The organism is Massilia niastensis DSM 21313, assembly GCF_000382345.1.
Classification (GTDB): Bacteria; Pseudomonadota; Gammaproteobacteria; order Burkholderiales; family Burkholderiaceae_D; genus Telluria; species Telluria niastensis.
The window spans coordinates 67,857-93,596 of sequence record NZ_KB908099.1 but is presented as its reverse complement, the minus strand read 5'-3'; the positions used below and the strand labels follow the sequence as shown (position 1 = coordinate 93,596).

At 67.5% G+C, this 25,740-nt stretch carries 26 protein-coding genes and 1 tRNA gene; 16 read left to right on the top strand and 11 right to left on the bottom strand.

Features of this window, described 5'->3' with window-relative positions; genetic code table 11:
- From H162_RS0115550 to H162_RS0115510, 9 genes are all read left to right on the top strand, one after another.
- On the top strand, positions 1 to 1,586 hold a 1,586-nt coding region (locus tag H162_RS0115550), incomplete at its 5' end, for a carboxyl transferase domain-containing protein (protein WP_020654402.1).
- A gap of 13 nt (positions 1,587 to 1,599) precedes the next feature.
- Entirely contained in the window at positions 1,600 to 2,385 is a 786-nt protein-coding gene (locus H162_RS0115545) for an enoyl-CoA hydratase/isomerase family protein (RefSeq protein ID WP_020654401.1), read from the top strand.
- 26 nt (positions 2,386 to 2,411) lie between these two features.
- Positions 2,412 to 3,752 (top strand): adenosylmethionine--8-amino-7-oxononanoate transaminase, encoded by a 1,341-nt coding sequence (bioA, locus tag H162_RS0115540; protein ID WP_020654400.1) that lies wholly within the window; start codon positions 2,412 to 2,414, stop codon positions 3,750 to 3,752.
- A gap of 4 nt (positions 3,753 to 3,756) precedes the next feature.
- Positions 3,757 to 4,944, top strand: a complete 1,188-nt coding sequence (gene bioF, locus H162_RS0115535; protein ID WP_026354689.1) for an 8-amino-7-oxononanoate synthase — start codon at positions 3,757 to 3,759, stop codon at positions 4,942 to 4,944.
- Positions 4,941 to 5,768: a dethiobiotin synthase gene (gene bioD / locus H162_RS0115530; protein WP_020654398.1), complete on the top strand. Its 828-nt coding sequence runs from the start codon at positions 4,941 to 4,943 to the stop codon at positions 5,766 to 5,768. Before bioF ends, bioD begins: the two co-directional genes overlap by 4 nt.
- A 12-nt stretch (positions 5,769 to 5,780) precedes the next feature.
- Complete coding sequence (bioB, locus tag H162_RS0115525; protein ID WP_020654397.1) at positions 5,781 to 6,812, top strand: biotin synthase BioB; 1,032 nt, start codon at positions 5,781 to 5,783, stop codon at positions 6,810 to 6,812.
- 113 nt (positions 6,813 to 6,925) lie between these two features.
- The gene (locus H162_RS0115520) at positions 6,926 to 8,959 is read left to right on the top strand and encodes an acetyl-CoA carboxylase biotin carboxylase subunit (RefSeq protein ID WP_020654396.1); all 2,034 of its coding nucleotides are present in this window, start codon (positions 6,926 to 6,928) and stop codon (positions 8,957 to 8,959) included.
- A 38-nt stretch (positions 8,960 to 8,997) separates the two neighbouring features.
- Entirely contained in the window at positions 8,998 to 9,927 is a 930-nt protein-coding gene (locus H162_RS0115515; protein ID WP_026354688.1) for a 2-hydroxyacid dehydrogenase, read from the top strand.
- A gap of 2 nt (positions 9,928 to 9,929) precedes the next feature.
- Positions 9,930 to 10,850, top strand: a complete 921-nt coding sequence (locus H162_RS0115510; protein WP_040787538.1) for a hydroxymethylglutaryl-CoA lyase — start codon at positions 9,930 to 9,932, stop codon at positions 10,848 to 10,850.
- Between the two features lie 129 nt (positions 10,851 to 10,979).
- On the opposite strand, the gene H162_RS0115505 is transcribed toward H162_RS0115510, so the two are convergent.
- Positions 10,980 to 11,056: transfer RNA gene (locus H162_RS0115505), tRNA-Pro, on the bottom strand.
- Between the two features lie 117 nt (positions 11,057 to 11,173).
- Here H162_RS0115505 and H162_RS0115500 point away from each other — a divergent pair.
- Complete coding sequence (locus H162_RS0115500) at positions 11,174 to 11,773, top strand: hypothetical protein (protein ID WP_156885634.1); 600 nt, start codon at positions 11,174 to 11,176, stop codon at positions 11,771 to 11,773.
- Positions 11,774 to 11,780: 7 nt separating this feature from the next.
- Here the strand turns inward: H162_RS0115500 and rsmI are convergent, their stop codons facing one another.
- A complete protein-coding gene (rsmI, locus tag H162_RS0115495) occupies positions 11,781 to 12,686 on the bottom strand; it encodes a 16S rRNA (cytidine(1402)-2'-O)-methyltransferase (RefSeq protein ID WP_020654393.1) in 906 nt (301 codons plus the stop codon).
- Positions 12,687 to 12,700: 14 nt separating this feature from the next.
- Between rsmI and H162_RS0115490 the strand changes: the two genes are divergently transcribed.
- The 5 genes from H162_RS0115490 to H162_RS0115470 are packed head-to-tail and all read left to right on the top strand — an operon-like array spanning position 12,701 to position 16,182.
- The gene (locus H162_RS0115490) at positions 12,701 to 13,966 is read left to right on the top strand and encodes a penicillin-binding protein activator (RefSeq protein ID WP_020654392.1); all 1,266 of its coding nucleotides are present in this window, start codon (positions 12,701 to 12,703) and stop codon (positions 13,964 to 13,966) included.
- 1 nt (position 13,967) lies between these two features.
- Positions 13,968 to 14,327 (top strand): YraN family protein, encoded by a 360-nt coding sequence (locus H162_RS0115485; protein ID WP_020654391.1) that lies wholly within the window; start codon positions 13,968 to 13,970, stop codon positions 14,325 to 14,327.
- A gap of 56 nt (positions 14,328 to 14,383) precedes the next feature.
- Positions 14,384 to 14,980 carry a phosphoheptose isomerase gene (locus H162_RS0115480; RefSeq protein ID WP_026354686.1) on the top strand — a complete coding sequence of 199 codons (597 nt, stop codon included), beginning with the start codon at positions 14,384 to 14,386 and terminating at the stop codon, positions 14,978 to 14,980.
- Positions 14,973 to 15,614: a BON domain-containing protein gene (locus H162_RS0115475; RefSeq protein ID WP_026354685.1), complete on the top strand. Its 642-nt coding sequence runs from the start codon at positions 14,973 to 14,975 to the stop codon at positions 15,612 to 15,614. The genes H162_RS0115480 and H162_RS0115475 overlap by 8 nt, the downstream gene beginning before the upstream one ends.
- A 52-nt stretch (positions 15,615 to 15,666) precedes the next feature.
- On the top strand, positions 15,667 to 16,182 hold the full coding sequence (locus H162_RS0115470) for a TlpA disulfide reductase family protein (RefSeq protein ID WP_020654388.1): 516 nt from the start codon (positions 15,667 to 15,669) through the stop codon (positions 16,180 to 16,182).
- Between the two features lie 23 nt (positions 16,183 to 16,205).
- On the opposite strand, the gene H162_RS0115465 is transcribed toward H162_RS0115470, so the two are convergent.
- The 9 genes from H162_RS0115465 to H162_RS0115425 all read right to left on the bottom strand — a co-directional run bounded on the left by H162_RS0115465 (position 16,206) and on the right by H162_RS0115425 (position 24,535).
- Positions 16,206 to 16,628 carry a PaaI family thioesterase gene (locus tag H162_RS0115465; RefSeq protein WP_026354684.1) on the bottom strand — a complete coding sequence of 141 codons (423 nt, stop codon included), beginning with the start codon at positions 16,626 to 16,628 and terminating at the stop codon, positions 16,206 to 16,208.
- Between the two features lie 70 nt (positions 16,629 to 16,698).
- On the bottom strand, positions 16,699 to 18,696 hold the full coding sequence (locus H162_RS0115460; RefSeq protein ID WP_020654386.1) for a helicase-related protein: 1,998 nt from the start codon (positions 18,694 to 18,696) through the stop codon (positions 16,699 to 16,701).
- Positions 18,697 to 18,819: 123 nt separating this feature from the next.
- Positions 18,820 to 19,806, bottom strand: coding sequence for a lipoyl synthase (gene lipA / locus H162_RS0115455; RefSeq protein WP_020654385.1), 987 nt, complete (start codon positions 19,804 to 19,806; stop codon positions 18,820 to 18,822).
- Positions 19,807 to 19,811: 5 nt separating this feature from the next.
- Positions 19,812 to 20,519 (bottom strand): lipoyl(octanoyl) transferase LipB, encoded by a 708-nt coding sequence (gene lipB / locus H162_RS31020; protein WP_020654384.1) that lies wholly within the window; start codon positions 20,517 to 20,519, stop codon positions 19,812 to 19,814.
- Positions 20,520 to 20,606: 87 nt separating this feature from the next.
- A complete protein-coding gene (locus tag H162_RS0115445) occupies positions 20,607 to 20,873 on the bottom strand; it encodes a DUF493 family protein (protein WP_020654383.1) in 267 nt (88 codons plus the stop codon).
- Between the two features lie 318 nt (positions 20,874 to 21,191).
- A complete protein-coding gene (locus H162_RS32715) occupies positions 21,192 to 23,081 on the bottom strand; it encodes a DUF6600 domain-containing protein (RefSeq protein WP_020654382.1) in 1,890 nt (629 codons plus the stop codon).
- A gap of 135 nt (positions 23,082 to 23,216) precedes the next feature.
- Positions 23,217 to 23,861 (bottom strand): LysE family transporter, encoded by a 645-nt coding sequence (locus tag H162_RS0115435; protein WP_020654381.1) that lies wholly within the window; start codon positions 23,859 to 23,861, stop codon positions 23,217 to 23,219.
- Between the two features lie 100 nt (positions 23,862 to 23,961).
- A complete protein-coding gene (locus tag H162_RS0115430) occupies positions 23,962 to 24,246 on the bottom strand; it encodes an HU family DNA-binding protein (RefSeq protein ID WP_020654380.1) in 285 nt (94 codons plus the stop codon).
- Positions 24,247 to 24,325: 79 nt separating this feature from the next.
- Positions 24,326 to 24,535, bottom strand: a complete 210-nt coding sequence (locus tag H162_RS0115425; protein WP_020654379.1) for a BrnA antitoxin family protein — start codon at positions 24,533 to 24,535, stop codon at positions 24,326 to 24,328.
- A gap of 201 nt (positions 24,536 to 24,736) precedes the next feature.
- Between H162_RS0115425 and H162_RS0115420 the strand changes: the two genes are divergently transcribed.
- The gene (locus tag H162_RS0115420; RefSeq protein WP_026354683.1) at positions 24,737 to 25,678 is read left to right on the top strand and encodes a DUF808 domain-containing protein; all 942 of its coding nucleotides are present in this window, start codon (positions 24,737 to 24,739) and stop codon (positions 25,676 to 25,678) included.
- Positions 25,679 to 25,740 lie beyond the last annotated feature (62 nt).

Sequence of the window (25,740 nt, the reverse complement as noted above, 5' to 3'; positions counted from 1 at the left end):
TCAACCCGCGCGGCGAGGATTTCAAGGCCAACGCCGCGGCCATGCAAGCCGTGGTGGACGACCTGCGCGCCAGGGTCGCCCAGATGGCCAGGGGCGGCGGCGACGCCGCCTGCGCCAGGCACGTCGCACGCGGCAAGCTGCTGCCGCGCGACCGCGTCCAGATGCTGCTCGACCCGGGCACGCCCTTCCTCGAGTTCTCCCAGCTGGCCGCCTACGCCATGTACGACAATGCCGCCCCGGCGGCCGGCATCATCACCGGCATCGGCCGCGTCGCCGGCCAGGAATGCGTGATCGTCTGTAACGACGCCACCGTCAAGGGCGGCACCTACTACCCGATGACGGTGAAAAAACACCTGCGCGCCCAGGAGATCGCCGAGCAGAACCGCCTGCCCTGCATTTATCTCGTCGACTCGGGCGGCGCCAACCTGCCGAACCAGGACGACGTGTTCCCCGACCGCGACCACTTCGGCCGCATCTTCTACAACCAGGCCAATCTCTCGGCCCAGGGCATCCCGCAGATCGCCGTCGTGATGGGTTCCTGCACCGCGGGCGGCGCCTACGTGCCGGCCATGAGCGACGAATCGATCATCGTCAAGGAACAGGGCACCATCTTCCTGGGCGGCCCGCCCCTGGTGAAGGCCGCGACCGGCGAAGTCGTGACCGCCGAGGACCTGGGCGGCGGCGATGTCCACACCCGCCTGTCGGGCGTGGCCGACCACCTGGCCCAGGACGACCTGCACGCGCTGTCGCTGGCGCGCACCATCGTCTCGAACCTGAACCGGACAAAACCGGTGCAAGGCGCGCTGCGCGACAGCGTCGAGCCGAAATACGCACCCGAGGAACTGTACGGCGTGATTCCGGTCGATACGAGGAAACCCTTCGATGTGCGCGAAGTGATCGCGCGCGTGGTCGACGGTAGCGAATTCGACGAATTCAAGGCGCGCTACGGCACCACGCTGGTGTGCGGCTTCGCCCACATCTTCGGCATGAAGGTCGGCATCATCGCCAACAACGGCATCCTGTTCTCGGAGTCGGCCCTGAAGGGCGCCCACTTCATCGAACTGTGCTGCCAGCGCAAGATCCCGCTGGTCTTCCTGCAGAACATCACCGGCTTCATGGTCGGGCGCAAGTACGAAAACGAGGGCATCGCCCGCAACGGCGCCAAGATGGTGACCGCGGTCGCCACCGCCGCGGTGCCGAAGTTCACCGTGATCATCGGCGGCTCGTTCGGGGCCGGCAACTACGGCATGTGCGGCCGCGCCTTCTCGCCGCGCTTCCTGTGGATGTGGCCGAACGCGCGCATCTCGGTGATGGGCGGCGACCAGGCGGCCTCGGTGCTGGCCACGGTCAAGCGCGACGGCATCGAAGCGAAAGGTGGCCAGTGGTCGGCGGACGAGGAAGCCGCCTTCAGGCAGCCGATCAAGGACCAGTACGAGCACCAGGGCCACCCCTACTATGCGTCGGCGCGCCTGTGGGACGATGGCGTGATCGATCCGGCCGACACCCGCATGGTGCTGGGCCTGGGACTGTCGGCGGCGCTCAACAGGCCGATCGAAGACACGAAGTTCGGCGTGTTCCGCATGTAAGGGAGAGAAGAACATGGAATATCAGACCTTGACCGTATCGATCGCCGACAAGCTGGCGACCGTCACCCTGAACCGCCCGGAACTGCGCAACGCCTTCAATGAACACGCGATCGCCGAACTGGCGCTGGTGTTCGATGAACTGGGCCGCAACGAACTGGTGCGCGCGATCGTGCTGGCCGCGAACGGCCCGGCCTTCTGCGCCGGCGCGGACCTGAACTGGATGAAGAAGATGGCCGGCTACTCGCACGACGAGAACCAGCTCGATGCCGCGCGCCTGGCCGACATGCTGCGCACCATCTACCTGTGCCCGAAGCCGACCGTGGCCCGGGTGCAGGGCGACTGCTATGCCGGCGGCATGGGCCTGGTGGCGGCCTGCGACATCGTCGTGGCCAGCGACAACGCGGCTTTTTGCCTGTCGGAAGTCAAGCTGGGCCTGATCCCGGCCACCATCTCGCCCTACGTCATCAAGGCGATGGGCGAACAGGCCGCGCGCCGCTACTTCCTGACCGCCGAGCGCTTCGACGCGGCGGAGGCGCGCCGCATCGGCTTCGCCCACGAGGTGGTCGCTTCCGATGCCCTCGACGCGACGGTGGCCGGCATCGCCAAGTCCCTGGTCAACAACAGCCCGAACGCCGTGATGGAGGCCAAGACCCTGGTGCGGGACATCGTCGGCCAGCCCGTGGACGATGCGCTGCTGGCGGACACCGCCGGCCGCATCGCCGCCATCCGCGCGTCAAGCGAAGGGCGCGAAGGCGTGGCCTCCTTCCTTGATAAACGCAAGCCATCCTGGCTGAACTAGCAGCATTCGACATCGGAAAAAACATCGTGAAGCAGCACACCTCTTCCCACTGGATCGCGCGCAGCCTGCGCAGCGTATGGCATCCCTGCACCCAGATGCAGCACCACGAAGAGGTGCCGCTGATCGCGGTCAGCCATGGCAAGGGCCCCTGGCTGTACGACCATGAAGGCCGCCGCTACATGGACGGCATCAGCTCCTGGTGGGTCAACCTGTTCGGCCATGCCAACCCGCGCATCAACGCCGCGCTGAAGGACCAGCTCGACCGCCTGGAGCACGCGATGCTGGCCGGCTTCACCCACGAGCCGGTGATCGAGCTGTCCGAGCGCCTCGCCGAGCTGACCGGGCATGTGCTCGGCCACGCCTTCTACGCCTCGGACGGCGCCTCGGCGGTCGAGATCGCGATGAAGATGAGCTTCCACGCCTGGCGCAACGCCGGCTACCCGAACAAGCAGGAATTCGTCTGCCTGCAGGGCAGCTACCACGGCGAGACCATCGGCGCGCTGGCGGTCACCGACGTGCCGCTGTTCAAGGACGCCTACGGCCCGCTGCTGCGCGCCTCGCACGTGGTGCCGGCGCCGGACGCGCGCAACGCGGTCGAGGGCGAATCGAGCCAGGACGTGGCGCGCCGCGCCATCAAGGAAGTGAAAAAGCTGTTCGAACTGCGCGGCGACAAGATCGCCGCCATCATCGTCGAGCCGCTGGTGCAGTGCGCGACCGGCATGGCGATGTACGACCCGCTGTACCTGGAACTGCTGCGCGAACTGTGCGACAAGTACCACGTGCACCTGATCGCCGACGAGATCGCGGTCGGCTGCGGGCGCACCGGCACCTTCTTCGCCTGCGAGCAGGCGGCGATCTGGCCCGACTTCCTGTGCCTGTCGAAGGGCATCAGCGGCGGCTACCTGCCGCTGTCGCTGGTGCTCACCAGGGACGAGATCTACCAGGCCTTCTACAGCGAGGACATCACGCGCGGCTTCCTGCACTCGCATTCCTACACCGGCAATCCGCTGGCCTGCCGCGCGGCGCTGGCCACGCTCGACATCTTCCGCGAGGACGATGTCCTGAACCGCAACCGCGAACTGGCGACGAAGCTGACCATCGCGCTGGCCCCGCTGGCCGAGCACGACCGCACGCACCACTTCCGCCAGCGCGGCATGATCTTCGCGTTCGACGCGGTGGAACCGGATACCGACCGCGCCTCGACCTTCGCGCGCCGCTTCTTCAGCACGGCGGTCGAGAACGAACTGCTGCTGCGCCCGATCGGGCGCACCGTCTACCTGATGCCGCCCTACATCCTGGACGACGAGGACGTCGCCGGCCTGGCCGCGCGCACGCAGAAGGTATTCGAATCCGTGATCGCGGGCTGACATGATGGACCTGATCGCACACGTCAACCGCAAGCTCGACACCCTGGCGAGCCACAGCCTCACGCGCCGCCGCCGCGTGGCCGACAGCGCCTGCGCGCCGCGCCAGGTGGTGGACGGCCGCGAGCTGCTGGCCTTCTGCAGCAACGACTACCTGGGCCTGGCGGCCCACCCGCAGGTGGTCGAGGCCCTGCGCGAAGGCGCCAGCCTGTACGGCGCCGGCAGCGGCGCCTCGCACCTGGTCTCGGGCCACAGCCGCGCGCATGCGCTGCTCGAGGAAAGGCTGGCCGCCTGGATCGCGCCGCACCTGGAACAGGCGCGCGCGCTCTACCTGTGCACCGGCTACATGGCCAACCTGGCGGTGCTCACCGCCCTCGGCGCCGACGCCGAGGCCCAGATCTTTTCCGAGGCGCTGAACCATGCCTCGCTGATCGACGGCGCGCGCCTGGCCAGGGCCGGCGTCACGGTCTACCCGCACGGCGACGTCGACGCGCTGGCCGCGCAGCTGGAAGCCAGCCAGGCGGCGACGAAGATCGTCGTCACCGACAGCGTCTTCAGCATGGACGGCAACCTGGCGCCGCTGCCCGCCTTGCTGGCGCTGTGCGAACGCCACGGCGCCTGGCTGGTGGTCGACGACGCCCACGGATTCGGCGTGCTGGGCGCGCAGGGCCGCGGGGCGCTGGAACACTTCGGCCTGCGCTCGCCCAACCTGGTCTACATCGGCACCCTCGGCAAGGCCGCCGGTGTGGGCGGCGCCTTCGTCGCGGCGCACGCCAGCGTGATCGAGCTGATGGTGCAGCGCGCCCGTCCCTACATCTACACCACCGCCGCCCCGCCTGCGCTGGCCCATGCCCTGCTCGCCAGCCTTGATATCATTGGCGGTCCCGAAGGCGCCCGGCGGCGCGCCCACCTGGCCGCGCTGGTGGACAGCCTGCGCGCCGCGCTGCGTTTCCAGCGCTGGCAGCTGGCGCCATCGGCCACGGCGATCCAGCCGGTCATCATCGGCAGCAACGACGACGCACTGCGCGCCGCCGCCGCCCTGCAGGAGCAGGGCCTGTGGGTGCCGGCGATCCGGCCGCCGACCGTGGCGCCGGGCACGGCGCGCCTGCGCGTGACCCTGTCGGCCGCCCACGGCATCGATGAGGTGGCGCGGCTGGCGCGCGCGCTCAACGAACTGGAAAAGACTGCGCAATGAAGAACCTGAACGAACCCGAACAGCCGGTCGCGCTGGCGCAAACGCTGGCGAAACCGCGTCCCGCCGAAGTCCTCGAAGCGGAGCCGCAGCCGGAGCCGCGCGCGGCCGACAGCGCGCCCTCGCGCTTCTGCTGCTTCGTCACCGGCACCGACACCGAGATCGGCAAGACCCTGGTCTCGGCCGCGATCCTGCACAAGCTGGCGAAAAGCGGACGCCGCGCCTGCGGCATGAAGCCGGTCGCCGCCGGCGCCGAGATGCGCGACGGCGAATTGCACAACGAGGACGCCGACATGCTGGCGGCCGCCGGCAACGTGCACCTGCCCTCCTCCATCACCACGCCGTACATGCTGCGCGAACCGGCCGCGCCCCACGTCGCCGCCGCGATCGACGGCGTGACCATCGAGCCGGTGCCGATCATCGCCGCCTATGCCGAGATCCTGGCCGCCTCGGATGCGGTCGTGGTCGAGGGCGTGGGGGGCTTCCGCGTGCCGTTCAACGACGACTTCGACAGCGCCGACCTGGCCGCCCAGCTGAACCTGCCGGTGATCCTGGTGGTGGGCCTGCGCCTGGGCTGCATCAGCCACGCCCTGCTCACGGTCGAAGCGGTCGTCGCACGCGGCCTGGTGCTGGCCGGCTGGGTCGCCAACACGGTCGATCCCGACATGCGCTTCATGCGCGAGAACATCGAGGCGCTGGCACAGCGCATCCCGGCGCCGATGCTGGGCCACGTGCCACGCCTGGAACACCCAACGGCCGCCGCTGCGGCCGAATTCATCGACCTTGCGGGACTGCCGGGCTGGCCGTCCACGCGGGTCCAGTCATAGAAGGAAGCCAGAATGTCCCAATCCCAAACCGTCGCCCTGCACCGCCCTGTCGCCATCAAGCAGGCCGAGAACGCCACCTGGCCGCTGGCCGACGTGCTGGCCCTGTTCGAGCTGCCGTTCAACGAGCTGATGCACCGCGCCCAGACCGCCCACCGCGCCAGCTTCCCGGACGGCGACGTCGAGCTGGCCACCCTGCTGTCGATCAAGACCGGCGGCTGCGAGGAAGACTGCGGCTACTGCCCGCAGGCGGCGCGCTACGACACCGGTGTCGAAGCCAAGAAGATCCTCGACATCGACACCGTGCTGGATGCGGCGCGCCAGGCCAAGGCCAGCGGCGCGACCCGCTTCTGCATGGGCGCGGCATGGCGCAGCCCGAAGGAGCGCGACATGGAAAAGGTCGAGAACATGGTGCGCGAAGTGAAGGCGCTCGGCCTGGAAACCTGCGCCACCCTCGGCATGCTCGAGGAAGGCCAGGCGGAACAGCTGAAGAACGCCGGCCTGGACTACTACAACCACAACATCGACACCGCGCCCGACTTCTACAACAACGTGATCTCGACCCGCGAGTACCAGGACCGCCTGGACACGCTGGGACGCGTGCGCAACGCCGGCCTGAAGGTCTGCTGCGGCGGCATCGTCGGCATGGGCGAGACGCGCGAGCAGCGCGCCGGCCTGATCGCCCAGCTGGCGAACCTGAACCCGTATCCGGAATCGGTGCCGGTCAACCACCTGGTGCAGGTCGAGGGCACGCCGCTGCACGGCATCGAGAAGCTCGATCCGATCGAATTCGTGCGCACCATCGCCGTGGCCCGCATCACCATGCCGCAGGCGCGCGTGCGCCTGTCGGCCGGCCGCCGCGAGCTGGGCGAAGCGGTGCAGGCGATGTGCTTCATGGCCGGCGCCAATTCCATCTTCTACGGCGACAAGCTGCTCACCACCGGCAACCCGGAAGCGGACGACGACCGCGTGCTGCTCGAGAAGCTGGGCCTGAAGACGCGCGCCGCCACGCTGGAATCGGCGCCGAAGGAAGCCTGCGGCTGCTGATCACTTCATGTCGTTCCCGTCCATGCGGGCGGGAACGACGGTTGGTGCAGCCGGGGAGACACGGCCGCGCAACCAACAAATACATCGAACAACCATAAGCGAAAGACAAACGCATGTTCACCAAGATCCTCATCGCCAACCGTGGCGAAATCGCCTGCCGTGTCGCCGCCACCGCGCGCCGCATGGGCATCCGCACCGTCGCCGTCTACTCCGAAGCCGACGCGGGCGCCAAGCACGTGGCGGTATGCGATGAGGCGGTGCTGATCGGCCCGGCCGCGGCCAAGGACAGCTACCTGCGCGGCGCGAAGATCATCGAGGTGGCGAAGGCCGCCGGCGCCCAGGCGATCCACCCCGGCTACGGCTTCCTGTCCGAGAACGCGGAGTTCGCGGAAGCGGTGCAGGCGGCCGGCCTGGCGTTCATCGGGCCGCCGGGGTCGTCGATGCGCGCGATGGGATCGAAGTCGGCCGCCAAGCAGCTGATGGAAGGCGCCAACGTGCCGCTGGTGCCGGGCTACCACGGCGACGAGCAGGATCCGGCCTTCCTGCGCCAGCAGGCCGACCGGATCGGCTATCCGGTGCTGCTCAAGGCCAGCGCCGGCGGCGGCGGCAAGGGCATGCGCGTGGTCGAGCGCTCGGAAGACTTCGAGGCCGCGCTGGCCTCGTGCAAGCGCGAAGCGATCAGCTCCTTCGGCGACGACAAGGTGCTGGTCGAGAAATACCTGATCCGTCCGCGCCACATCGAGATCCAGGTGTTCGCCGACAGCCACGGCAACTGCGTCTACCTGCACGAGCGCGACTGCTCGGTGCAGCGCCGCCACCAGAAGGTGCTGGAAGAAGCGCCGGCTCCCGGCATGAGCCAGGACCGCCGCGCGGCCATGGGCGAGGCGGCCGTGAACGCCGCGCGCGCGGTCGGCTACGTCGGCGCCGGCACGGTGGAATTCATCGCCAACCAGGACGGTTCGTTCTACTTCATGGAGATGAACACCCGCCTGCAGGTCGAGCACCCGGTCACCGAAATGATCACCGGCACCGACCTGGTCGAATGGCAGCTGCGCGTGGCCTTTGGCGAGCCGCTGCCGAAGAAGCAGCACGAGCTGGCCATCCACGGCCACGCGATCGAGGCGCGCGTGTATGCCGAGAACCCGGAAAAGGGCTTCCTGCCCTCGATCGGCACCCTGCGCCACATGGATACCCCGGACGCGGTCGAATTCGAGCTGGGCGGCGTGGCGGGGGTGAACCCGGCCGCGGTGCGCGTCGATTCGGGCGTGCGCGAGGGCGATGCGATCTCGCCGTTCTACGACCCGATGATCGCCAAGCTGATCGTCTGGGGCGCGGACCGCACCCAGGCGCTGGCGCGCCTGTCGCAGGCGCTGTCGGAGTTCCGCATCGTCGGACTGGCGACCAACATCGCCTTCCTCAAACGCCTGGTCGAGGGCGAGGCCTTCTCGACCGCCGACCTGGATACCGGCCTGATCGACCGCCATGGCGCCAGCCTGTTCCCGGCCGCGGCTCCGGCGCCGCTGGGCGCGCTGGCGCTGGCCGCGCTGGCGCTGGCCGAAAGCGAAACCGTGCACGGCGCCGGCAATCCGGCCGACCCGTGGAGCCAGGCGCGCGGCTGGCGCATGAACGGCGACTACCGCCGCGAACTGTCCTTCGGCGACGAGTACACGGCCGGCCGCGAAGGCGGCGCCTACCGTCTCGGCCTGACCTACCGCCACGACGGCTGGGAAGTCGACCTCGACGGAAAGCGGGAGCGCGTGGACGTGATCGCCCGCGACGGCGCCGAGCTGTCGCTGCGCGTCGGCGAGACCTCGCTGCACGGCTGCGTGCGCCGAGACGGCGAACTCTTCCACGTGTTCACCGGTGGCCGCCATCTGACCCTGTCGTACAATGATCCGATGGCGCATGCCGGCGAACACGAAGCGGCCGGCGGACGCCTGACGGCCCCGATGCCGGGCAAGGTGGTCGCGGTGCTGGCTGCTTCCGGCAAGGAAGTAAAGAAAGGCGAGCCACTCGTGATCATGGAAGCAATGAAGATGGAACACACGATTTCCGCGCCGAGCGACGGCCTGGTGGAGGAGGTGCTGTACCAGGTCGGCGACCAGGTGGCGGATGGCGCGCCGCTGCTGGCATTCAAGGCGGCGTAACACACAAGAACCCTATAAAAAAGACAGAAGGGGGAGACATGCGCATACTCCTTTACCGGGGCGACGGCGTCGTTGAACCGTGGGTGCGCGAATTCGCCGCGGTGATGCCGGAGGCGGAAGCGATAGCGTGGAAGGAAGGCGAGGTCCTGGCGCCCTGCGACTATGCGGTGCTGTGGAATCCGGCGCCGGCCTTGCTGGAACAACTGACGCACGTGAAGGCGATTTTCCTGATGGGCGCCGGCGTCGACGCCCTGCTCAAGTTCGGCGAGACCCTGCCCGCCGTGCCGCTCATCCGGCTGGGCGACGCCGGCATGGGGGTGCAGATGGCCGAATACGTGGCGCATGCCGTGCTGCGCTACTTCCGCCGCTTCGACGAATACGAACAGCAGGCCCGCCATGGCGCCTGGAATCCGCTGCCGCTGTACCCGAAGGAAGAATTCACGATCGGCGTCATGGGCCTGGGCAAGCTGGGCATGCCGGTGGTCGATGCCATGCGCCTGTTCGGCTTCCCGGTGCGCGGCTGGAGCCGCACGCCCAAGGACTTGCCGGGCGTGGAATGCTATTTCGGGATGGAAGGCCTGGACGACTTCCTGCACGGCACGCGCGTGCTGGTGTGCATGCTGCCGCTCACACAAGAGACCGCGAACCTGCTCGACCGCCACAAGCTCGGCAAGCTGCAGCCCGGCGCCTACCTGATCAACGTGTCGCGCGGCGCCATCGTGGCCGAGCCCGACCTGATGGCCCTGATCCGTTCCGGCCACATCGCGGGCGCCACCCTGGACGTGTTCCGCCATGAGCCGCTGCCGGCGCCTCATCCGTTCTGGAACGAGCCGCGCATCAACATCACACCGCATATTTCCGCGCTCACCATGCGCCACGAAGCCGTGCGCCAGATCGCCGACAAGATCGACGCGCTGGAAAACGGCGAACCGGTCGGCGACCTCGTCGACCGCAACCTGGGATATTAGCAATGAACCAACAAGCTGGCTTGCCGAACAAGGTCAAGATCGTCGAAGTGGGCCCGCGCGACGGCCTGCAGAATGAAAAGGAAGCGCTGTCGGCCGACGTCAAGGTCGAACTCGTGAACCGCCTGGCGCGCGCCGGTTTCGCCAACGTGGAGGCGGCCGCCTTCGTGTCGCCCAAGTGGGTGCCGCAGATGGCCACCAGCGCCGAGGTGCTGGCGCGCATCGAGCGCCGCCCCGGCGTCCTGTATTCCGCGCTGGTGCCCAACATGCAGGGCTTCGAGGCGGCGCTGGCCGGCAAGGCCGACGAGGTGGTGGTGTTCGGGGCCGCATCGGAAGCCTTTTCGCAGAAGAACATCAACTGCTCGATCGCCGAGTCGATCGCGCGCTTCGGGCCGGTGGCGAAAGCGGCCAGGGAACACGGCCTGCGCCTGCGCGGTTCGATCAGCACCGCGTTCGGCTGCCCCTACCAGGGCGAGGTGCCGCTGGATGCCGTGGCCGACGTGGTGGCGCGCATGCGCGACCTCGGCTGCGACGAGATCGACATCGCCGACACCATCGGCGTCTCGACCGCGCGCAAGACCCAGGCCGTGATGCTGCGCGCGGCGCAGGAATTCCCGATCGAAAAACTGTCGGGGCACTTCCACGACACCTACGGGCAGGCGGTGGCCAACATCTATGCGGCCATGGAAGTGGGCGTGGCGATCTTCCACTCGTCGGTGGCGGGACTGGGCGGCTGCCCGTTCGCGAAAGGCGCGACCGGGAATGTGGCGACCGAGGATGTGCTGTACCTGATGCAGGGCCTGGGGATCGAGACCGGGATCGATCTCGGGCAGGTGGTGGATACCGGGCTGTACATTTCGGAACAGCTGGGGCGCAAGAGCGTGAGCCGGGCGGGCAATGCGCTTGCCGCGAAACGCGCCGTGTAAGCGCCTTGTCCGCCAGTCCGCAGCGGATACCCGTCCTTGCTGCGGACATCGCATCCGTCTCATTCCCACAACTGGACGCGGAAAAGAAAATGGCCAACAACTTTCGTTGTCGGCCATTTTCTCTAATACTGGTCGGAGTACAAGGATTCGAACCTTGGACCCTCTGGTCCCAAACCAGATGCGCTACCGGGCTGCGCTACACTCCGAGAACACAGATCATATCTGCTCAGCGTGACTTGGTCAAGGTGTCGGGGCAAAATAGCCCGACTTGTCGCATTCCTGGGCAAAGATGAGGTAACGGTATTGTGCGTATTGCAGTATCCATGGCCGGGCCCGGTGACATACGTCCGGAACACCGCCGCCTTGCTGCCGGCGTCGCCGTGTCGATGGCCGTCCACATCCTGTTCCTCCTGGCTTACCGGGGAACCGGCCCGTCCCTGCCCGTCCCTGCGCAGGAGCCGGCCGCCATCGCCGTCACCATCCGCCCGCCGCCGCCTCGCGCGCCGCCGGTGGTCGAACCCGCCCCCGCCCGGCCCGCCGCTCCCGCGGCGCCGGACACCGCCCGCCGCACGCCGCCGAAGAAAGTGATCGCCGTGCCGGACAGCCCGGAGCGCGAGGCGCAGCCCGATCCCTTCGTCGTGCAGCAACCGGAGACCGACAGGGCCGAACCGGCCGACGAGGCGCCGCGCTTCGACATGGAAACCGCCAAACGCCTGGCGCGCGAGAACGCCCACATGCGCGATCCGTCCAGGGAAGGCACGGCGCTGGCGCAGTTCCCGGAGAAACCGCTGGAAACGGAGACGGCACTGGCGCGCGCCATCGGCAAGGCCAAGCGGCGCGACTGCAAGGATGGGATTCCGGGAGGATTGCTGGCGCCGCTGTACCTGATGATGGACAAGAAGAACAGCGGCTGCAAATGGTGAATGGCGTTTACTCGCCCTTGATCTGGAGGGCGCGCTCGTACAGCGCGTTTTTCTTGCGTCCCGTAATCTGCGCCGCCAGGTTGGCCGCCTGCTTGACGCTGCACTCGGTCAACAGGATCTGCAGGACGCGCTCTGCTTCCGCATCGCCCTCATCCGTATCCGCGCGCGCGCCTTCCACCAGCACCACGAATTCGCCGCGCTCGCGGTGCTGGTCCGCCTTGACCCAGGCCAGGGCCTCGCTCAGCGGGCAGCGGTGCACTTCCTCGAACAGCTTGCTGAGCTCGCGTGCGAACACCACCTGCCGGGTCGGCTCGAAGGCAGCCAGCAGCGCCCCGACACAATCGACGATGCGGTGCGGCGCCTCGTAGAACACCAGGGTCGAGGTGTCGCGCGCCAGCGGGACCAGGGCCGCTTCGCGCTGCCTGGCCTTGGCCGGCAGGAAGCCGACGAAATGGAAGCGGTCATTGACCAGGCCGCTCGCGGACAGCGCCGCGATCGCCGCCGACGGGCCGGGCAGCGGCATCACGGCCAGCCCGGCGGCGCGCACCGCATCGACGATGCGCGCGCCCGGGTCCGACACCGCCGGCGTGCCGGCATCCGACACCAGCGCCACGCGCTGTCCCGAGCGCAGGCGCTCGACGATCTTGTCCGCCACTTCGCGCTCGTTGTGCTGGTGCGCGGCGATCGTCTGCTTGTTCAGTCCGAAGCGCTGCAGCAGGGCGCCGGTCTTGCGCGTGTCTTCGCAGGCCACCACATCGGCCAGCGCCAGCAGGTACAGCGCGCGCAGCGTGATGTCGGTGACGTTGCCAATCGGAGTAGCCACGACATACAGCGTTGCGGTAGGATAGGACTGCTGGGCCGCCTCGCCCATGACGGGAAGCCGGGCGATGTCGATGGTCTGCTGTTCTGTCATAAAAAAGGGTTCCGATGTTGAAGAAGAAAAATCTCAAGGGGCTGCTGGCCGCGGCCATCGTCGCGCTGGTGGCTGGTTGCAGCTCCACGCCGCTGCCGCCCGACACAGGCTGCGGCGTACCGGGCGGATTGTGCGCGCCCGCCGAGCCGATGACAAGTGTCCCGCCGCCCGAGGCCGAATACGTCCCGCCGCCGCCCGCCCCGAATTCCGAAACGCGCACCAGCCCGGTCGAGCTGCCGCCCACTTCCGATGGCAAGCCGCGCGCCGCCGCCAACGTCCAGGGCATCCGCGTCGCCCTGCTGCTCCCGCTCGAGTCGCAGGCGCTGGGCCAGCCCGCCGAAGCGGTGCGCGCCGGTTTCATGGCGGGCCACGAGCGCGAGCGCTCCGGCGTCACCGTCAGCGTGGTGCCGACCGGCGACTCGGCCCAGGCCACGCTCGACGCCTATGCGCGCGCGGTGCAGCAGAACGATATCGTGGTCGGCCCGCTGTCCAGGCCGGCCGTGGCCGCGCTGGCCGCCAGCGGCGCGGTCAGCAAGCCGACCATCGCCCTCAACCATCCGCAGACCAGCGCCCCGCTGCCGCGTCGGATGCTGGTGATCGGCCTGTCGCTCGAAGACGAAGCCACCCAGGTCGCCGACTGGGCGGCCGCCGAGCATCCCGCCGGGCGCGCCCTGGTGGTGACCGGTCCGGCCACCTGGCAGCAGCGCCTGTCCGGCGCGTTCGCCGCGCGCTGGACCCAGCTGGGTCGCAACAATGCGCTGGTCGAGCTGCCGATCGCCGATGGCTATGTCGACGCCAATGCCCTGGCCCAGCTGCGCACCAGCCTGCAGGGCGATGCGCCGCAGCTGGTGTTCGCCGCCCTCGACGCGGTCCAGCTGCGCCAGGTGCGCAGCGCGCTCGGCACCACGCTGCCGACCTACGGCACGTCCTCGATCAACCCGGGGCGCGAACCGGGCACCTCGGCGCCCGAACTGGCGGACGTGCGCATCCTCGACCTGCCGTGGACGGTGCAGCCCGACCATCCGCTGGTCAGCCTCTACCCGCGCTGGGGCGGCGACAGCAACGGCTTCGACATGCAGCGCCTGTATGCGCTCGGCATCGACGCCTACCGCATCGCGCGCGAACTGGCGCAGCGCCCGCACGGCGCCTTCGAGATCGACGGCGTGACCGGCCGCCTGTCGATCGACATGGGCCAGAGCTCGCCGGGTTTCCGCCGCGTCGAAAGCGGCGTCGTGTATCGCGACGGCGGCCAGTTCGAAACGGTCGCGTTCGGACGCTGACATGTGGCCCGGGCGCCTGTCTCCGCGGCAGGTCCAGGGCCATGACTGGGAACAGAAGGCGCTCGCCTACCTGAAGCGCCAGCGCCTCAGCCTGCTCACCGAAAATTTCCGCACCAAAGGCGGCGAAATCGACCTGGTCATGCTCGATGGGTCGACCCTGGTCTTCGTCGAAGTCCGCCAGCGCGCGGACGACCTGCATGGCGGCGCCGCCGCCAGCATCACCCCGGCCAAGATCCGGCGCCTGGTGTGCGCCGCCCAGGCCTATCTGTTGCGCTATCCTGTGACCCCGCCCTGCCGTTTCGACGTCATCGCCATCGAGGGCGGGCGGATCGAATGGTTGCGCAATGTCATTGAGTTGTAAGCAATTTTATCTGCGCTTGCCCGCCCCGCATTGCCACTGCACTATAATCCTCGGTTATGAATACTCAACGCATCCTCGCTCACTTCCAGGAGAGCGCCGACCTGAAGATGAAGTCGGCCGCGACCCTGTCCCCATCCATTTCGCAGGCGGTCGAACTGATGTTCGGCGCCCTGTCCAACGGCAACAAGATCCTGGCATGCGGTAACGGCGGTTCCGCCGCCGACTGCCAGCACTTTGCTGCCGAACTCGTCGGGCGCTTCGAGCGCGAGCGTTTCCCGCTGCCGGCGATTGCCCTGACCACCGACACCTCGATCATGACTGCCGTGGGCAATGACTACAGCTTCAAGGAGATTTTCTCGAAGCAGGTGCAAGCTTTCGGCCAGGCCGGCGACGTGCTGCTGGCGATCTCGACCTCCGGCAACTCGGCCAATGTGCTGGCGGCCGTCGAGGCGGCGCTGGAGCGCGAGATGCGCATCGTGGCCTTCACCGGCAAGGATGGCGGCGCGCTCGGCAAGCTGCTGACCGACGCCGACGTCCACATCAATGTCCCACACGCCCGCACTGCACGCATCCAGGAAGTGCACCTGCTGGCGATTCACTGCATTTGCGACGGCATCGATGTCGCCCTGTTTGGAGGAGATGAGAATGAGTAATACCCGCCGGCCCATGGCCGCGCTGTTGACCAAGCTGGTCCTGGGCGCTGCCCTGCTGGGTTCGCTGTCGGGCTGCGTCGGCCTGGTTGCGGGCGGCGCCGTCGCGAGCGCCCTGTCCGCTGCCGACCGCCGCACCCTGGGCACGCAGACCGAGGACAACTCGATCAACGTCAAGGCCGAGCTGAAGATGAACCAGCTCACCGGCGAAAACGGCCACGTCAACGTCACCAGCTACAACCGCAAGGTGCTGCTGACCGGCGAAGTCCGCGACGAAGCGATGAAGCAGGCGGCCGAGCGCGAAGCGCGTGCGGTCGCGAACGTGGAGTCGGTGATCAACGAGCTGGAAATCGCCGGCCCGTCGAGCTACACCTCGCGTTCCAGCGACGCCCTGATCACCACCAAGGTCAAGGCCAGCCTGGTCGACAAGAAAACCGTGTCGGCCAACTCGTTCAAGGTCACGACCGAACGCGGCGTGGTCTACCTGATGGGCCTGGTCACCCAGCGTGAAGGCAATATCGCCGCCGACGTCGCCAAGGGCGTGTCGGGCGTGCAGCGCGTCGTCAAGATCTTCGAGTACATCAGCGAAGAAGACGCGAAGAGCCAGCAAGGCGGCTCCAGCCAGGCTTCCCGGTAACACCCTGCGGCAGGACGATCATGGTCCTGCCGTTTTTCCATCCGCACCGACCATGACAGCTTCCACTTCCCGTTCCTGGATCAAGCCTGCCGCCATCGGCGCGGTGGTGCTCGCGCTGGCCGGCATCGGCTACGCGTCCTTCAGCAGCAGCACGCCTGCGCCGAACGTCACCTTCATCAGCATCACCGGCGAAAAGATCAGCACCGCATCCTTGCGCGGCAAGGTCGTGATGGTCAACTTCTGGGCCACTTCCTGCACCACCTGCGTGAAGGAGATGCCGGCGATGGTCGAGACCTACAACAAGTTCAAGGGCCAGGGCCTGGAATTCGTCGCGGTCGCGATGGATTACGACCCGCCCAACTATGTGCTGAACTTCACCGAGACGCGCAAGCTGCCGTTCAAGGTGGCGATCGACTCGAGCGGCGACATCGCCAGGCAGTTCGGCGACGTCAAGCTGACGCCGACCACCTTCGTGATCGACAAGGACGGCAAGATCATCAAGCGCTACGTCGGCGAGCCCGATTTCCCTGCGCTGCACCTGCTGCTGCAGAAGGAACTTGCCGGCTGAGCCGCGCCGGCCGAGCCTCTCCTTTACTTCGGATACAGCAGCATCTGGGTGCAGCGGAACAGGGCGATGGTCTTGCCGCTGGCCTGGTCGGTGACCACCGCATCCCATACCTGGGTCGTACGGCCGAGATGAACGGCCGTGGCGACGCAGGCGATCGTGCCCTCGCGCGCGGTGCCCATGTGATTGGATTTCAGCTCCACGGTGGTGAAGCTGCGCGCGCCTTCCGGCAGGTTGCTGAGGCAGCCGCAGCCGGCGCAGGTGTCGGCCAGCGAGATGACGGTGCCGGCGTGCAGGTAGCCGTTCGGGGCCAGCAGGTGCTTGTCGATCTTCAGTTCGGCGGCCAGGCGGCCGGGGCCGACTTCGGTGAAGCGGATGCCCAGGTAGCCGGGCAGGAAGTCGGCGCCGAATGCATTGAAGTATTCAGGGGTGTGTTTGGTGGTCACGATGGTGGTCGCTGGGTGGGGAAAGCGCCCATCGTACACCGGCCTGGGGCTGTCGTGGCCAGCGGCGCAGCGCTCAGCGCCCCCTGCGCGCGCCCTGCTTTCCCCCCTGTTTTCCACCCTGCCGTTTGCGCGCCGCCGCGTTCTGCTGCTGCAGCAGCGCATCCACCCTCTCCGAGGCCTCGCGCGCCAGTTCCTGCGCCATCCCGATGCTGGGGAAGTGTTCCGGCGCGCGGTAGCCCAGCCACGCATACGCGGAATACATGCGGCAGGTATCCTCGACCTCCTGCAGGTTCATCCAGAACAGCTCCTGCGCATGCGGCTGCAGCTTGCAGATCTTCTTCTTGGCCAGCGACAGCGACCAGTGCTCCCATGCGCTTTGCAGCACCGGCACCTTGCTCGAGATCGGCACCAGCGAGAGCATGAACTTCTCGGCCACCGACAGCGGCAAGGTATCCAGCCACTCCGCCCTTTCGTTCTGTTCCTCGGTGATGCGCGGATAGAAGAAACCGTCCGGCACGTCGATGTTGTGCACGAAGCGGCGCAGCAGCTTCACCAGCGAGGTCTCGCCGGTCACCGAGGAAATGCGGTGCAGCTGCTCCAGCGACGGCGCCACCGCGAAGCCGGTGGCCGCCACCGGCGGGATCTTTTCCTTCATCAGGGCGCGCATCACCTCGTGGGTGTCGTCGTCATAGCCCGCGACGAAGCCTTCCTCGTGCACCCCGTAGCGCCCTGCCCTGCCCGCGATCTGCTTCGCCAGCGCGGCCGAGATCTCTTCTTCCTCGTAGCCGTTGTACTTGACCGCGGTGGTCATCACGATGCGCGCGATCGGCATGTTCAGGCCCATCGCCAGCGCGTCGGTGCCGACCACGATGTCGGCCTGCCCTTCGCGGAAACGCTCGGCCTGGGCGCGCCGCACCTCGGGCGACAGGTTGCCGTAGACCGTGGCCACCGACAGTCCCTTCTCGGTGATCATGTCGCGCCACATCAGCACCTCGCGCCGCGAGAACGCGATCACGGCGTCGCCCCTGCGCAGATTCGACAGCTTGCGCACCGGCAAGGGTTCCATCGCCAGCGGCGCCATGCGCTTGAGCACATGCACCTCGAGCGGCACTTCCAGGCGCTCGGCCAGCGCCTCGATCGCACGGCGCGCCTCGGGGGCGCCGACCAGGTAGACCGTCGATGCGGGCGCCCCGCACACGGCGGCGGTCCAGGCCGCGCCGCGGTCGCGGTCGGCCAGCATCTGGATCTCGTCGATCACCGCCACCTCGACCGCCGTTTTCGTGTCCAGCATCTCGACCGTGCTGGCCACGTGGGTCGCGCCTTCGGCCAGGCGCCGTTCCTCGCCCGTGACCAGGCTGACCTTGATCTCCCGGCCATGCGGGCGCGCGGCCTGCAGGCGCTCGTAGTTTTCCAGCGCCAGCAGGCGCAGCGGCGCGAGATAGACGCCGCTGCCGGCCTTGGCCAGCGCTTCCATCGCGCGGTGGGTCTTGCCCGAGTTGGTGGGCCCCAGCAGCGCGATGAACTTGCGCGGCATGCGGTGCGCTACCTCGAAGGATTGCGGGTACTCGGCCAGGTTGATGCTTTCCTTGGTGCGCGCCGCATGGCGCTCTTCCTGCTCGCGCTCGGCCGCGTGGGTCAGGCGCTGCGAGATGCGCTGGAACACGTACTCGGCGGGTTCCGAGGTCTCCAGTTCGGCGAGCACGTCCAGGAACAGCATCGGGTCCCAGCCGAATTCATCGGCCTCTTCCGCGATGTCGCGCACGAATTCCCAGGTGTCGCTGTGCAGGCGCTGGACGGCGTCCTCGGTGGCGCGCCCGGCGACCAGTTCGCGGCGCGCCTGCGGGTCCATCTTGCGCCACTTGCTCGGCTTGGCCAGCACGCCGTGCGACGGCACCAGGCGGTAAGGCACGCGCAGGCCTTCGTAGCGCGCTTCGCCCGAGAAGCGCAGGAACACGCGGCCTTCCATCTTGACCAGTTCGATGCCGCGCGCGGCCAGGCCGAGTTCGCGTTCGAGGAAGGCGTCGTCGTGCTCGTTGTGTTCGTCAGGGGCAGGTGTGGGGATATTGCTCATGGATGCATGCACGATGTCTGGTTGACATCAACTATATCGCGGATGCGCAGGGCGCATCGTCCGGATGCGGAAATGGAAAAGGGACGGCCAGGCCGTCCCTCGGTGTGGAGCGCGCTGCGGCGATTACGCGGCGACGCCCGCCTCGTGCGCCTGCTGGTCGGCGTGGTACGAGGAACGCACCATCGCGCCCACGGCGGCGTGCACGAAGCCCATCTTGTAGGCCTCTTCCTCGAACATCTTGAAGGTGTCCGGGTGCACGTAGCGGCGCACCGGCAGGTGCGAGTTGGACGGCGCCAGGTACTGGCCGATGGTCAGCATGTCGATGTCGTGCTCGCGCATGTCGCGCATGACTTCCAGGATTTCCTCGTCGGTCTCGCCCAGGCCGACCATCAGGCCCGACTTGGTGACCGCGGTCGGATACATCTTCTTGAAGTCGCGCAGCAGCACCAGCGAGTGCTTGTAGTCGGCGCCCGGACGCGCTTCCTTGTACAGGCGCGGCACGGTTTCCAGGTTGTGGTTCATCACGTCGGGCAGGCCGCCGGCGAAGATGTCCAGCGCCTTCTCGAGGCGGCCGCGGAAGTCCGGCACCAGCACCTCGATCTTGGTGGATGGAGAGAGCGCGCGGGTCTTCTGGATGCACTCGACGAAGTGGCCGGCGCCGCCGTCACGCAGGTCGTCGCGGTCCACCGAGGTGATCACGACATACGACAGGCGCAGGTCGGCGATGGTCTTGGCCAGGTTGCCCGGCTCGTTCACGTCCAGCGGGTCCGGACGGCCGTGGCCGACGTCGCAGAACGGGCAGCGGCGGGTGCACTTGTCGCCCATGATCATGAAGGTCGCGGTGCCCTTGCCGAAGCACTCGCCGATGTTCGGGCAGCTGGCTTCCTCGCACACCGTCACCAGGTTGTTGGCGCGCAGGATGTCCTTGATCTCGTAGAAGCGCGACGAGGCGGTGGCGGCCTTCACGCGGATCCAGTCCGGCTTCTTCAGGCGCTCGGCGTCGGCGATCGGCACGATCTTGATCGGGATGCGCGACGTCTTGCTGGCGCCTTTCTGCTTTTCGCTGGCGTTGTAGGCGGAGGCATTGCCGGTATCGATTTCGGAAGTCATTTGGCTCAGTGCCCTGACGGGCTTTCAGTTGATTGGTTCGGTTCGGGCTGGGCATCGTAAGTGGCCAGCTGTCGCGTCAATTCGCGCGCCAGCGCCTGCTGCACATCCGCCAGCGGGGCGTCGACGCCCATCGTGCGCATGTCGACCGTGGCCAGCCCCGAATAGCCGCACGGATTAATCCAGGTGAACGGGGCCAGGTCCATTGCCACGTTCAGCGAAACGCCATGGTAGGTGCAACCGTTGCCACGCACCTTGAGGCCGAGCGCCGCGATCTTCGCGCCCTTGCGCGGACCTTCGGCGATATAGATGCCGGGCGCGCCGGCGACGCGCTCGCCCGCAAGATTATACGCCGCCAGCACATCGATCACCGCTTGTTCAATTTTTGCAACAAACTGCCGGGCATATAGCTTGCCGCCTGGCTTGTTGCGGCGCAAGTCCATCAGCAGGTAGATGACGACCTGTCCCGGACCGTGATAGGTCACCTCGCCGCCGCGGTCGGTCTGCACCACCGGCACGTCGTGCGCCGCCAGCACGTGGCCGCGGTCGGCGCCCAGGCCCAGGGTGAACACGGGTGGGTGCTCGACGATCCAGAGCTGGTCCTGGGTCTCGGGCGTGCGCGCGTCGGTGAAGGCGCGCATGGCGGCGAAAACGGGCTCGTAGTCGGCGCGGCCGAGTTCGCGGATGATCGGCGGGGCGGGACGGGTCGATGACATGGGTATCGGTCGGGAATATGGACAGCCTGGTCATTATAAGCCAGCGCGATGCCTTGCGCCGGCCGGCGCCGTTTCCCGGCCGCTCGCTTACAACACCATCTTGACCATGTGGTGGGTCGACAGGGCGCGGTAGACGTCGTCGAGCATCTCGCGGCTGGTGGCGCGCACGGTCACGGTCAGGCCGGTGTAGTTGCCTTTCGCCGAAGGACGGGTCTGCATCTTTCCAGCATGGAAAGTCGGATCGTATTTCGTCACGACCTCGACGATCGTCGCGGCGAAATCGGCGTGGGTGGCGCCCATCACCTTGATCGGGAAGTCGCTCGGGTATTCGATGAGGGATTCGTTCGGGTCCATAATCCTAGTCCTGTGTAAAAAACGCATTGTAGCCAAACCCCTAGATGGTGCTCCAATGCGAAAAAAAAAGGTTCCTCACGGATGAGTGGCATTCAGGGTCAGGTCTGTCATTCGGACATGGACACACAACCCTTGCGAAATCTCAGCACGGTTTTACGTATGCTGAGACTTTTTCCCTCTTATCGACATGGTCCGTGATGCGCAGGTTGCGGTAACAAATGTGAGCCGAGCATTGACGAGTTTGGGATAAACAAACCAGCATGTTGAGATGGAGCAAAGGTGCTCGCTCGCTGTCCGAATGACAGACCTGACCCTGAATCAGCGCTCCTGGTGACGGACGCCGCGCTCGTCGGTATGGGCGCGCTCTTCGCCCCGCATGCGCGGCGGCGCGGACGGCGCCGGCATGGCGCGCGGCGGCGGCGGGGCGATCGCCTGCGGCGGCGGCATCGGACGCGGCTGCGGCTGCGGCTGCGACTGGGGCGCGGGAGCAGCCTGCGGCACCGGCGCCGGCATGGCCGCCTGCGGCGGACGCTGGCGCCGGCCCTCGTCGAAGCCGCGATCGCGGTCGGGCCGCTGCCAGGATTGCTGCCGCGGTGGCTGGGCAAGCATCGGCGCAGGATCGGTCGCCATCAGCGGCGCGCGCTGGCGTTCGATACGATCCCGGTCGATCCGGTCCTGGGCCGCCCGCTCCCATACGGCGCGGTCGCGGGCGGCGCGGTCGCGCGCGGCCTGGTCCTGGATGGCCTGCATCCGCTCGGTCCTGTCGCGGGTCGCCGCCTCCAGGGCGGCGCGGTCGCGGATGGCCCGCTCATGGTCGAAGCGCTCGCTCCGGTCGATCCGCTGCGCATCACGGTCGCGCTCGCGATCGCGCTCGCGCTGTTCGATGCGGTTGCGCCAGCCCTGGGGCGGCGGCGGCGCCGAGGCGACCGTGCCGGGAACCACGAGGGGCGCCGTGTTCGCCTTCGGCAGGTTCGGCACCACCACCGGTCCGCGCTGGCCGAAATGCGCGTTCGGCACCACGGTCAGGCCCTCGCGCCGGTCATGGCGGCGGTCGTCACGGCGATCGTCGCGCCGGCCGTCGCGGTCGCCCTTGCGGTCGCCGTCGCGCCAGTCGTGGGTATTCAGGCGGCGCAGCCTGTCATCCGACAGCCGGTAGCCCGGCACGAAGCGGTCGCGCGGGCCGAGCGGGTACCAGCCCTGGGCCGGCAGCGGCCGCCCGGTCTGGCGCGAGTTGAAGTGGACGTTCCAGTCGTTGCCGCCGACCCAGCCGACCAGCGCCGGCGACCAGACCGGGCGGCGTTCGCGGTGGCCCGGCGCCCAGGCCCAGCGCCGGTTGTGATAGACCCAGCGGCCATAGTGGAAGGGCGCATAGCCCCAGGGCGCATTGTCGACCCAGGTCCAGCCCCAGGGAGCGATCCAGGTCCAGCGGCCGTCGCGGTAGGGCGCCCAGCCGGCGGCCACCGCAGGCATCCACAAGGCGCCGTATTCAACGTCGGTGCTCCAGCTGCCGTGGCGGTCGAGGTCCTCGTAGCCGGTCATGTCGGTGGTGACGTAGCGCGAGGAACGCGCGCTGTCCTCGTGGCTGTCGCGGGTGAGCGACCAGTCGTCGAAGCCGTCGCGGCTGGCCTGCAGGGTGCGCACGTCGTCGTCGCGCACCTCGGCGCTGCGGCCGGCGCGCAGCAGCAGGCTGGCGCCGGCGCCCTCGACCACGGCCTCGCCGCCGAACACGCTGACCAGGCTGGTGTCGGGGCGGCGCTCGGCATCCACGCGCAGCCGGCCCGGCTGCTGCATGCGCACGCGCGCATGCACCGTCGCCAGTTCGAATTCGGGCGCCACGTCGGCGCTGACGATGCGCACGCTGGCGCTGCCGTAGTGCAGGCGCAGGCGCAGGCTGTCGTCATCCAGCTCGGTCACCTCGAGCGAGCTGTCGCCGTCCAGGCGTATCGAGGTCGAGCCGATCCGCACTTCGGTGCGCGCACCCATCGCGGTGGTGATCAGGTTGCGCGAGGTGACCGGCCAGTTGACCAGCGCATCCTGGACGGCGTCGCCGACGTCGCCGCCGATGCTGACCTTGCCCTGGATGAGGGAGACGCGCCCGACCCGTCCGGGCGGCTCGTCGCCGTCGGCGATATCTTCCTGGGCCGGTGCGAGCGTGGCGAACGCCGCCAGCGCGAGCAGGGAGGCAGTCTTGGCGAAACGGTTGATCATGGCGAGCTCCAGCGAAAGCGCAGTCGAAGGGCGTCTAACCTGGATTACAACGCGGGGCTGCTCCAGGAACAACGCGGATTACACAAAGTTGCAACTCCAGCGTGACGGAATCATCCGCCAATGGCAAGCCGGGATTCAGGCGGCCTGGCCGCGCTTGACGAAGAACAGCAGCGCCCCCATCACCATCAGCACCGCGCCGAAGAAGCGGTTCTGGGCTTTCATGGCGCGCGGATCGCGCAAGAAACGCTGCATCGAGGCCGCCAGCGCGGCGTAGCCGTGCATCACGATCGAATCGATCGTCACCATCGTCACGCCCAGGATGGCCAGCTGCGGCAGCAGCGCCGCATCCTTCGAGATGAATTGCGGCAGCACGGCGACCATGAAGATGATGCCCTTGGGATTGGTGGCATTGGTCAGGAAACCGGTCAGGACGCGCTTGCCGAATGGCGGATGGGCTTCCAGGTGGCTGGCCACCGCCGCGGTATCGCGCGTGGCCGGCGCCGCGCGCCATTGCATGAGGCCGAGGTAGATCAGGTACAGCGCGCCGGCCACCTTCACGATGGTGAACGCCAGCGAGGACGCCAGCAGCAGCGAGCCGACGCCGGCCCCGGCGATGACCAGCACCAGCACCAGGCCGGCCTGCAGTCCCAGCACGGTCGCGCTGGCTTTTTTCAGTCCGTAGGCGAGTCCGTGCGACATCGACAGCACGGCCCCGGAGCCGGGCGAAATGGCGATCAGCGTACCGGCGATGACGAAAGCGATCCAGGTGGCGAAACTCATGCTGCGACGGGAAAGAAAGGGGAGGGAGGGAAGGCAGCCAACGCGTGCGGCCGCCGGCTGGCGGTGTCCGCGACGCGAGGCTTGATACGAACGGTACTGCTTACTTCTTCTTTGGATTGACGGCGGCCTTCAGGGTGGCGCCGGCGGAGAAGCGTGGGGTCTTCGACGCAGCAATCTTGATCACTTCGCCGGTTGCCGGGTTACGGCCCTTGCGTGCGGCACGCTTGGTCACCGAGAAGGTGCCGAAGCCGGTGATGCCGACCGTGTCGCCCTTTTTCAGGCGTTCGGTGATGATGTCGATGACAGTGTTCACGGCGTCGTTGGCGGCAGCGCCGGACATCTCGGTGCGCTTCGCGAATTCCGCGATCAGTTCGCCTTTTTTCATAGGTCCTCCGGGGGTTTGAAAGAGCGGGAAGATTAGCATAAATATTGCCACATGTAATCTCGCTCTCCCCAAGGAAGCCTTATATGACGCCAGATTCTATCGCCGGAGCCCCGAGACGGTTGCGCAAGGCGGCGTTGATCAGGGTCTGGTAACCGGTGCCGCTGCGTTCGGACAGCGAACGGAACTCCTTCAGCACTTCGTCATCGAGGTAGATCGTGATGCGGGTCTTGCGTTTCGGCGGACGGGTACGGCGAGCAGGTGCTGCCGGCAGGGTCGAATCGGTATTCATTGGCATCTCCTTCGTTTGGCGAAGCTGCAGTGCCGCAGCGGTCATGATGCACTATACGTACGCGGGGCGTGCGACGCCCGGCAAAAGCGACGAGATGCAGATTTTCAGGACTGGAATGCAAAAAGCCGCGCTGAACTGTGTGACCGCGGCCCCCGCCGTCGGTTAATATCATGCGAGATTGACATGATAGGAGCGTGACCAATGGCTGCAGGCAGTTTGCTGGCATTACTGGACGATATAGCGAGCGTCCTCGACGATGTGACCGTGATGAGCAAGGTCGCCGCGAAAAAGACCGCCGGGGTGCTGGGCGATGACCTGGCCCTGAATGCCCAGCAGGTGACCGGCGTGAATGCCGACCGCGAGCTGCCGGTGGTATGGGCGGTCGCCAAGGGCTCGCTGAAGAACAAGGCGATCCTGGTGCCGGCGGCGCTGGCCATCTCCGCCTTCGCCCCCTGGCTGATCACGCCGCTGCTGATGATCGGCGGCGCCTTCCTGTGCTTCGAAGGCTTCGAGAAACTGGCGCACAAGTATCTTCACAGCAAAGAAGAAGATGCGCAGCACCATGCGCAACACGTGGCGGCGCTGGCCAATCCGGCGGTCGACATGTGCGCGGTCGAACAGGAAAAGATCAAGGGCGCGATCCGCACCGACTTCATCCTGTCGGCGGAAATCATCGTGATCTCCCTCGGCACCGTGGCGGGAGCGCCGTTCGGCCAGCAGGTCGCGGTGCTGGTCACGATCGCGCTGGCGATGACGGTGGGCGTGTATGGCCTGGTGGCCGGCATCGTCAAGCTCGATGACGCCGGCCTGCACCTGAGCCAGAAGGCGAATGGCGGCGCCCGGGCCCTGGGCAAGCTGCTGCTGGCCCTCGCTCCCAAGCTGATGAAATTCCTGTCGGTGGTCGGCACCGCGGCCATGTTCATGGTCGGCGGCGGCATCATCGCGCACGCCGTGCCGGCGGTGCACCACTTCTCGGAAGGCGTGGCCGCGTCGCTGGCCGGCGTGCCGGGCGTGGGCGGCGTGCTGGCGGCGATCGCACCGACCGTGGTCGACGCGCTGCTCGGCGTGCTGGTCGGCGCCGCCGTGCTGATGGTGGTCACCCTGGTGCAGCGCATGCGCGGCAAGAAGGCCACGGCGCACTGACACTGACGATGTTTTACCGGCTTGCCGGCCGGCTGGCCGGCAAGCCCGCTTCGCTCCACGCC

Bases quoted from the DNA above. Each gene is read 5' to 3' on its own strand.
- H162_RS0115545 (WP_020654401.1), top strand. From the start codon at position 1,600: ATGGAATATCAGACCTTGACCGTATCGATCGCCGACAAGCTGGCGACC.
- bioF (WP_026354689.1), top strand. From the start codon at position 3,757: ATGGACCTGATCGCACACGTCAACCGCAAGCTCGACACCCTGGCGAGC.
- bioD (WP_020654398.1), top strand. From the start codon at position 4,941: ATGAAGAACCTGAACGAACCCGAACAGCCGGTCGCGCTGGCGCAAACG.
- bioB (WP_020654397.1), top strand. From the start codon at position 5,781: ATGTCCCAATCCCAAACCGTCGCCCTGCACCGCCCTGTCGCCATCAAG.
- H162_RS0115520 (WP_020654396.1), top strand. From the start codon at position 6,926: ATGTTCACCAAGATCCTCATCGCCAACCGTGGCGAAATCGCCTGCCGT.
- H162_RS0115515 (WP_026354688.1), top strand. From the start codon at position 8,998: ATGCGCATACTCCTTTACCGGGGCGACGGCGTCGTTGAACCGTGGGTG.
- H162_RS0115510 (WP_040787538.1), top strand. From the start codon at position 9,930: ATGAACCAACAAGCTGGCTTGCCGAACAAGGTCAAGATCGTCGAAGTG.
- H162_RS0115500 (WP_156885634.1), top strand. From the start codon at position 11,174: ATGGCCGGGCCCGGTGACATACGTCCGGAACACCGCCGCCTTGCTGCC.
- rsmI (WP_020654393.1), bottom strand. From the start codon at position 12,686: ATGACAGAACAGCAGACCATCGACATCGCCCGGCTTCCCGTCATGGGC.
- H162_RS0115490 (WP_020654392.1), top strand. From the start codon at position 12,701: ATGTTGAAGAAGAAAAATCTCAAGGGGCTGCTGGCCGCGGCCATCGTC.
- H162_RS0115485 (WP_020654391.1), top strand. From the start codon at position 13,968: ATGTGGCCCGGGCGCCTGTCTCCGCGGCAGGTCCAGGGCCATGACTGG.
- H162_RS0115480 (WP_026354686.1), top strand. From the start codon at position 14,384: ATGAATACTCAACGCATCCTCGCTCACTTCCAGGAGAGCGCCGACCTG.
- H162_RS0115475 (WP_026354685.1), top strand. From the start codon at position 14,973: ATGAGTAATACCCGCCGGCCCATGGCCGCGCTGTTGACCAAGCTGGTC.
- H162_RS0115470 (WP_020654388.1), top strand. From the start codon at position 15,667: ATGACAGCTTCCACTTCCCGTTCCTGGATCAAGCCTGCCGCCATCGGC.
- H162_RS0115460 (WP_020654386.1), bottom strand. From the start codon at position 18,696: ATGAGCAATATCCCCACACCTGCCCCTGACGAACACAACGAGCACGAC.
- lipA (WP_020654385.1), bottom strand. From the start codon at position 19,806: ATGACTTCCGAAATCGATACCGGCAATGCCTCCGCCTACAACGCCAGC.
- lipB (WP_020654384.1), bottom strand. From the start codon at position 20,519: ATGTCATCGACCCGTCCCGCCCCGCCGATCATCCGCGAACTCGGCCGC.
- H162_RS0115445 (WP_020654383.1), bottom strand. From the start codon at position 20,873: ATGGACCCGAACGAATCCCTCATCGAATACCCGAGCGACTTCCCGATC.
- H162_RS32715 (WP_020654382.1), bottom strand. From the start codon at position 23,081: ATGATCAACCGTTTCGCCAAGACTGCCTCCCTGCTCGCGCTGGCGGCG.
- H162_RS0115435 (WP_020654381.1), bottom strand. From the start codon at position 23,861: ATGAGTTTCGCCACCTGGATCGCTTTCGTCATCGCCGGTACGCTGATC.
- H162_RS0115430 (WP_020654380.1), bottom strand. From the start codon at position 24,246: ATGAAAAAAGGCGAACTGATCGCGGAATTCGCGAAGCGCACCGAGATG.
- H162_RS0115425 (WP_020654379.1), bottom strand. From the start codon at position 24,535: ATGAATACCGATTCGACCCTGCCGGCAGCACCTGCTCGCCGTACCCGT.
- H162_RS0115420 (WP_026354683.1), top strand. From the start codon at position 24,737: ATGGCTGCAGGCAGTTTGCTGGCATTACTGGACGATATAGCGAGCGTC.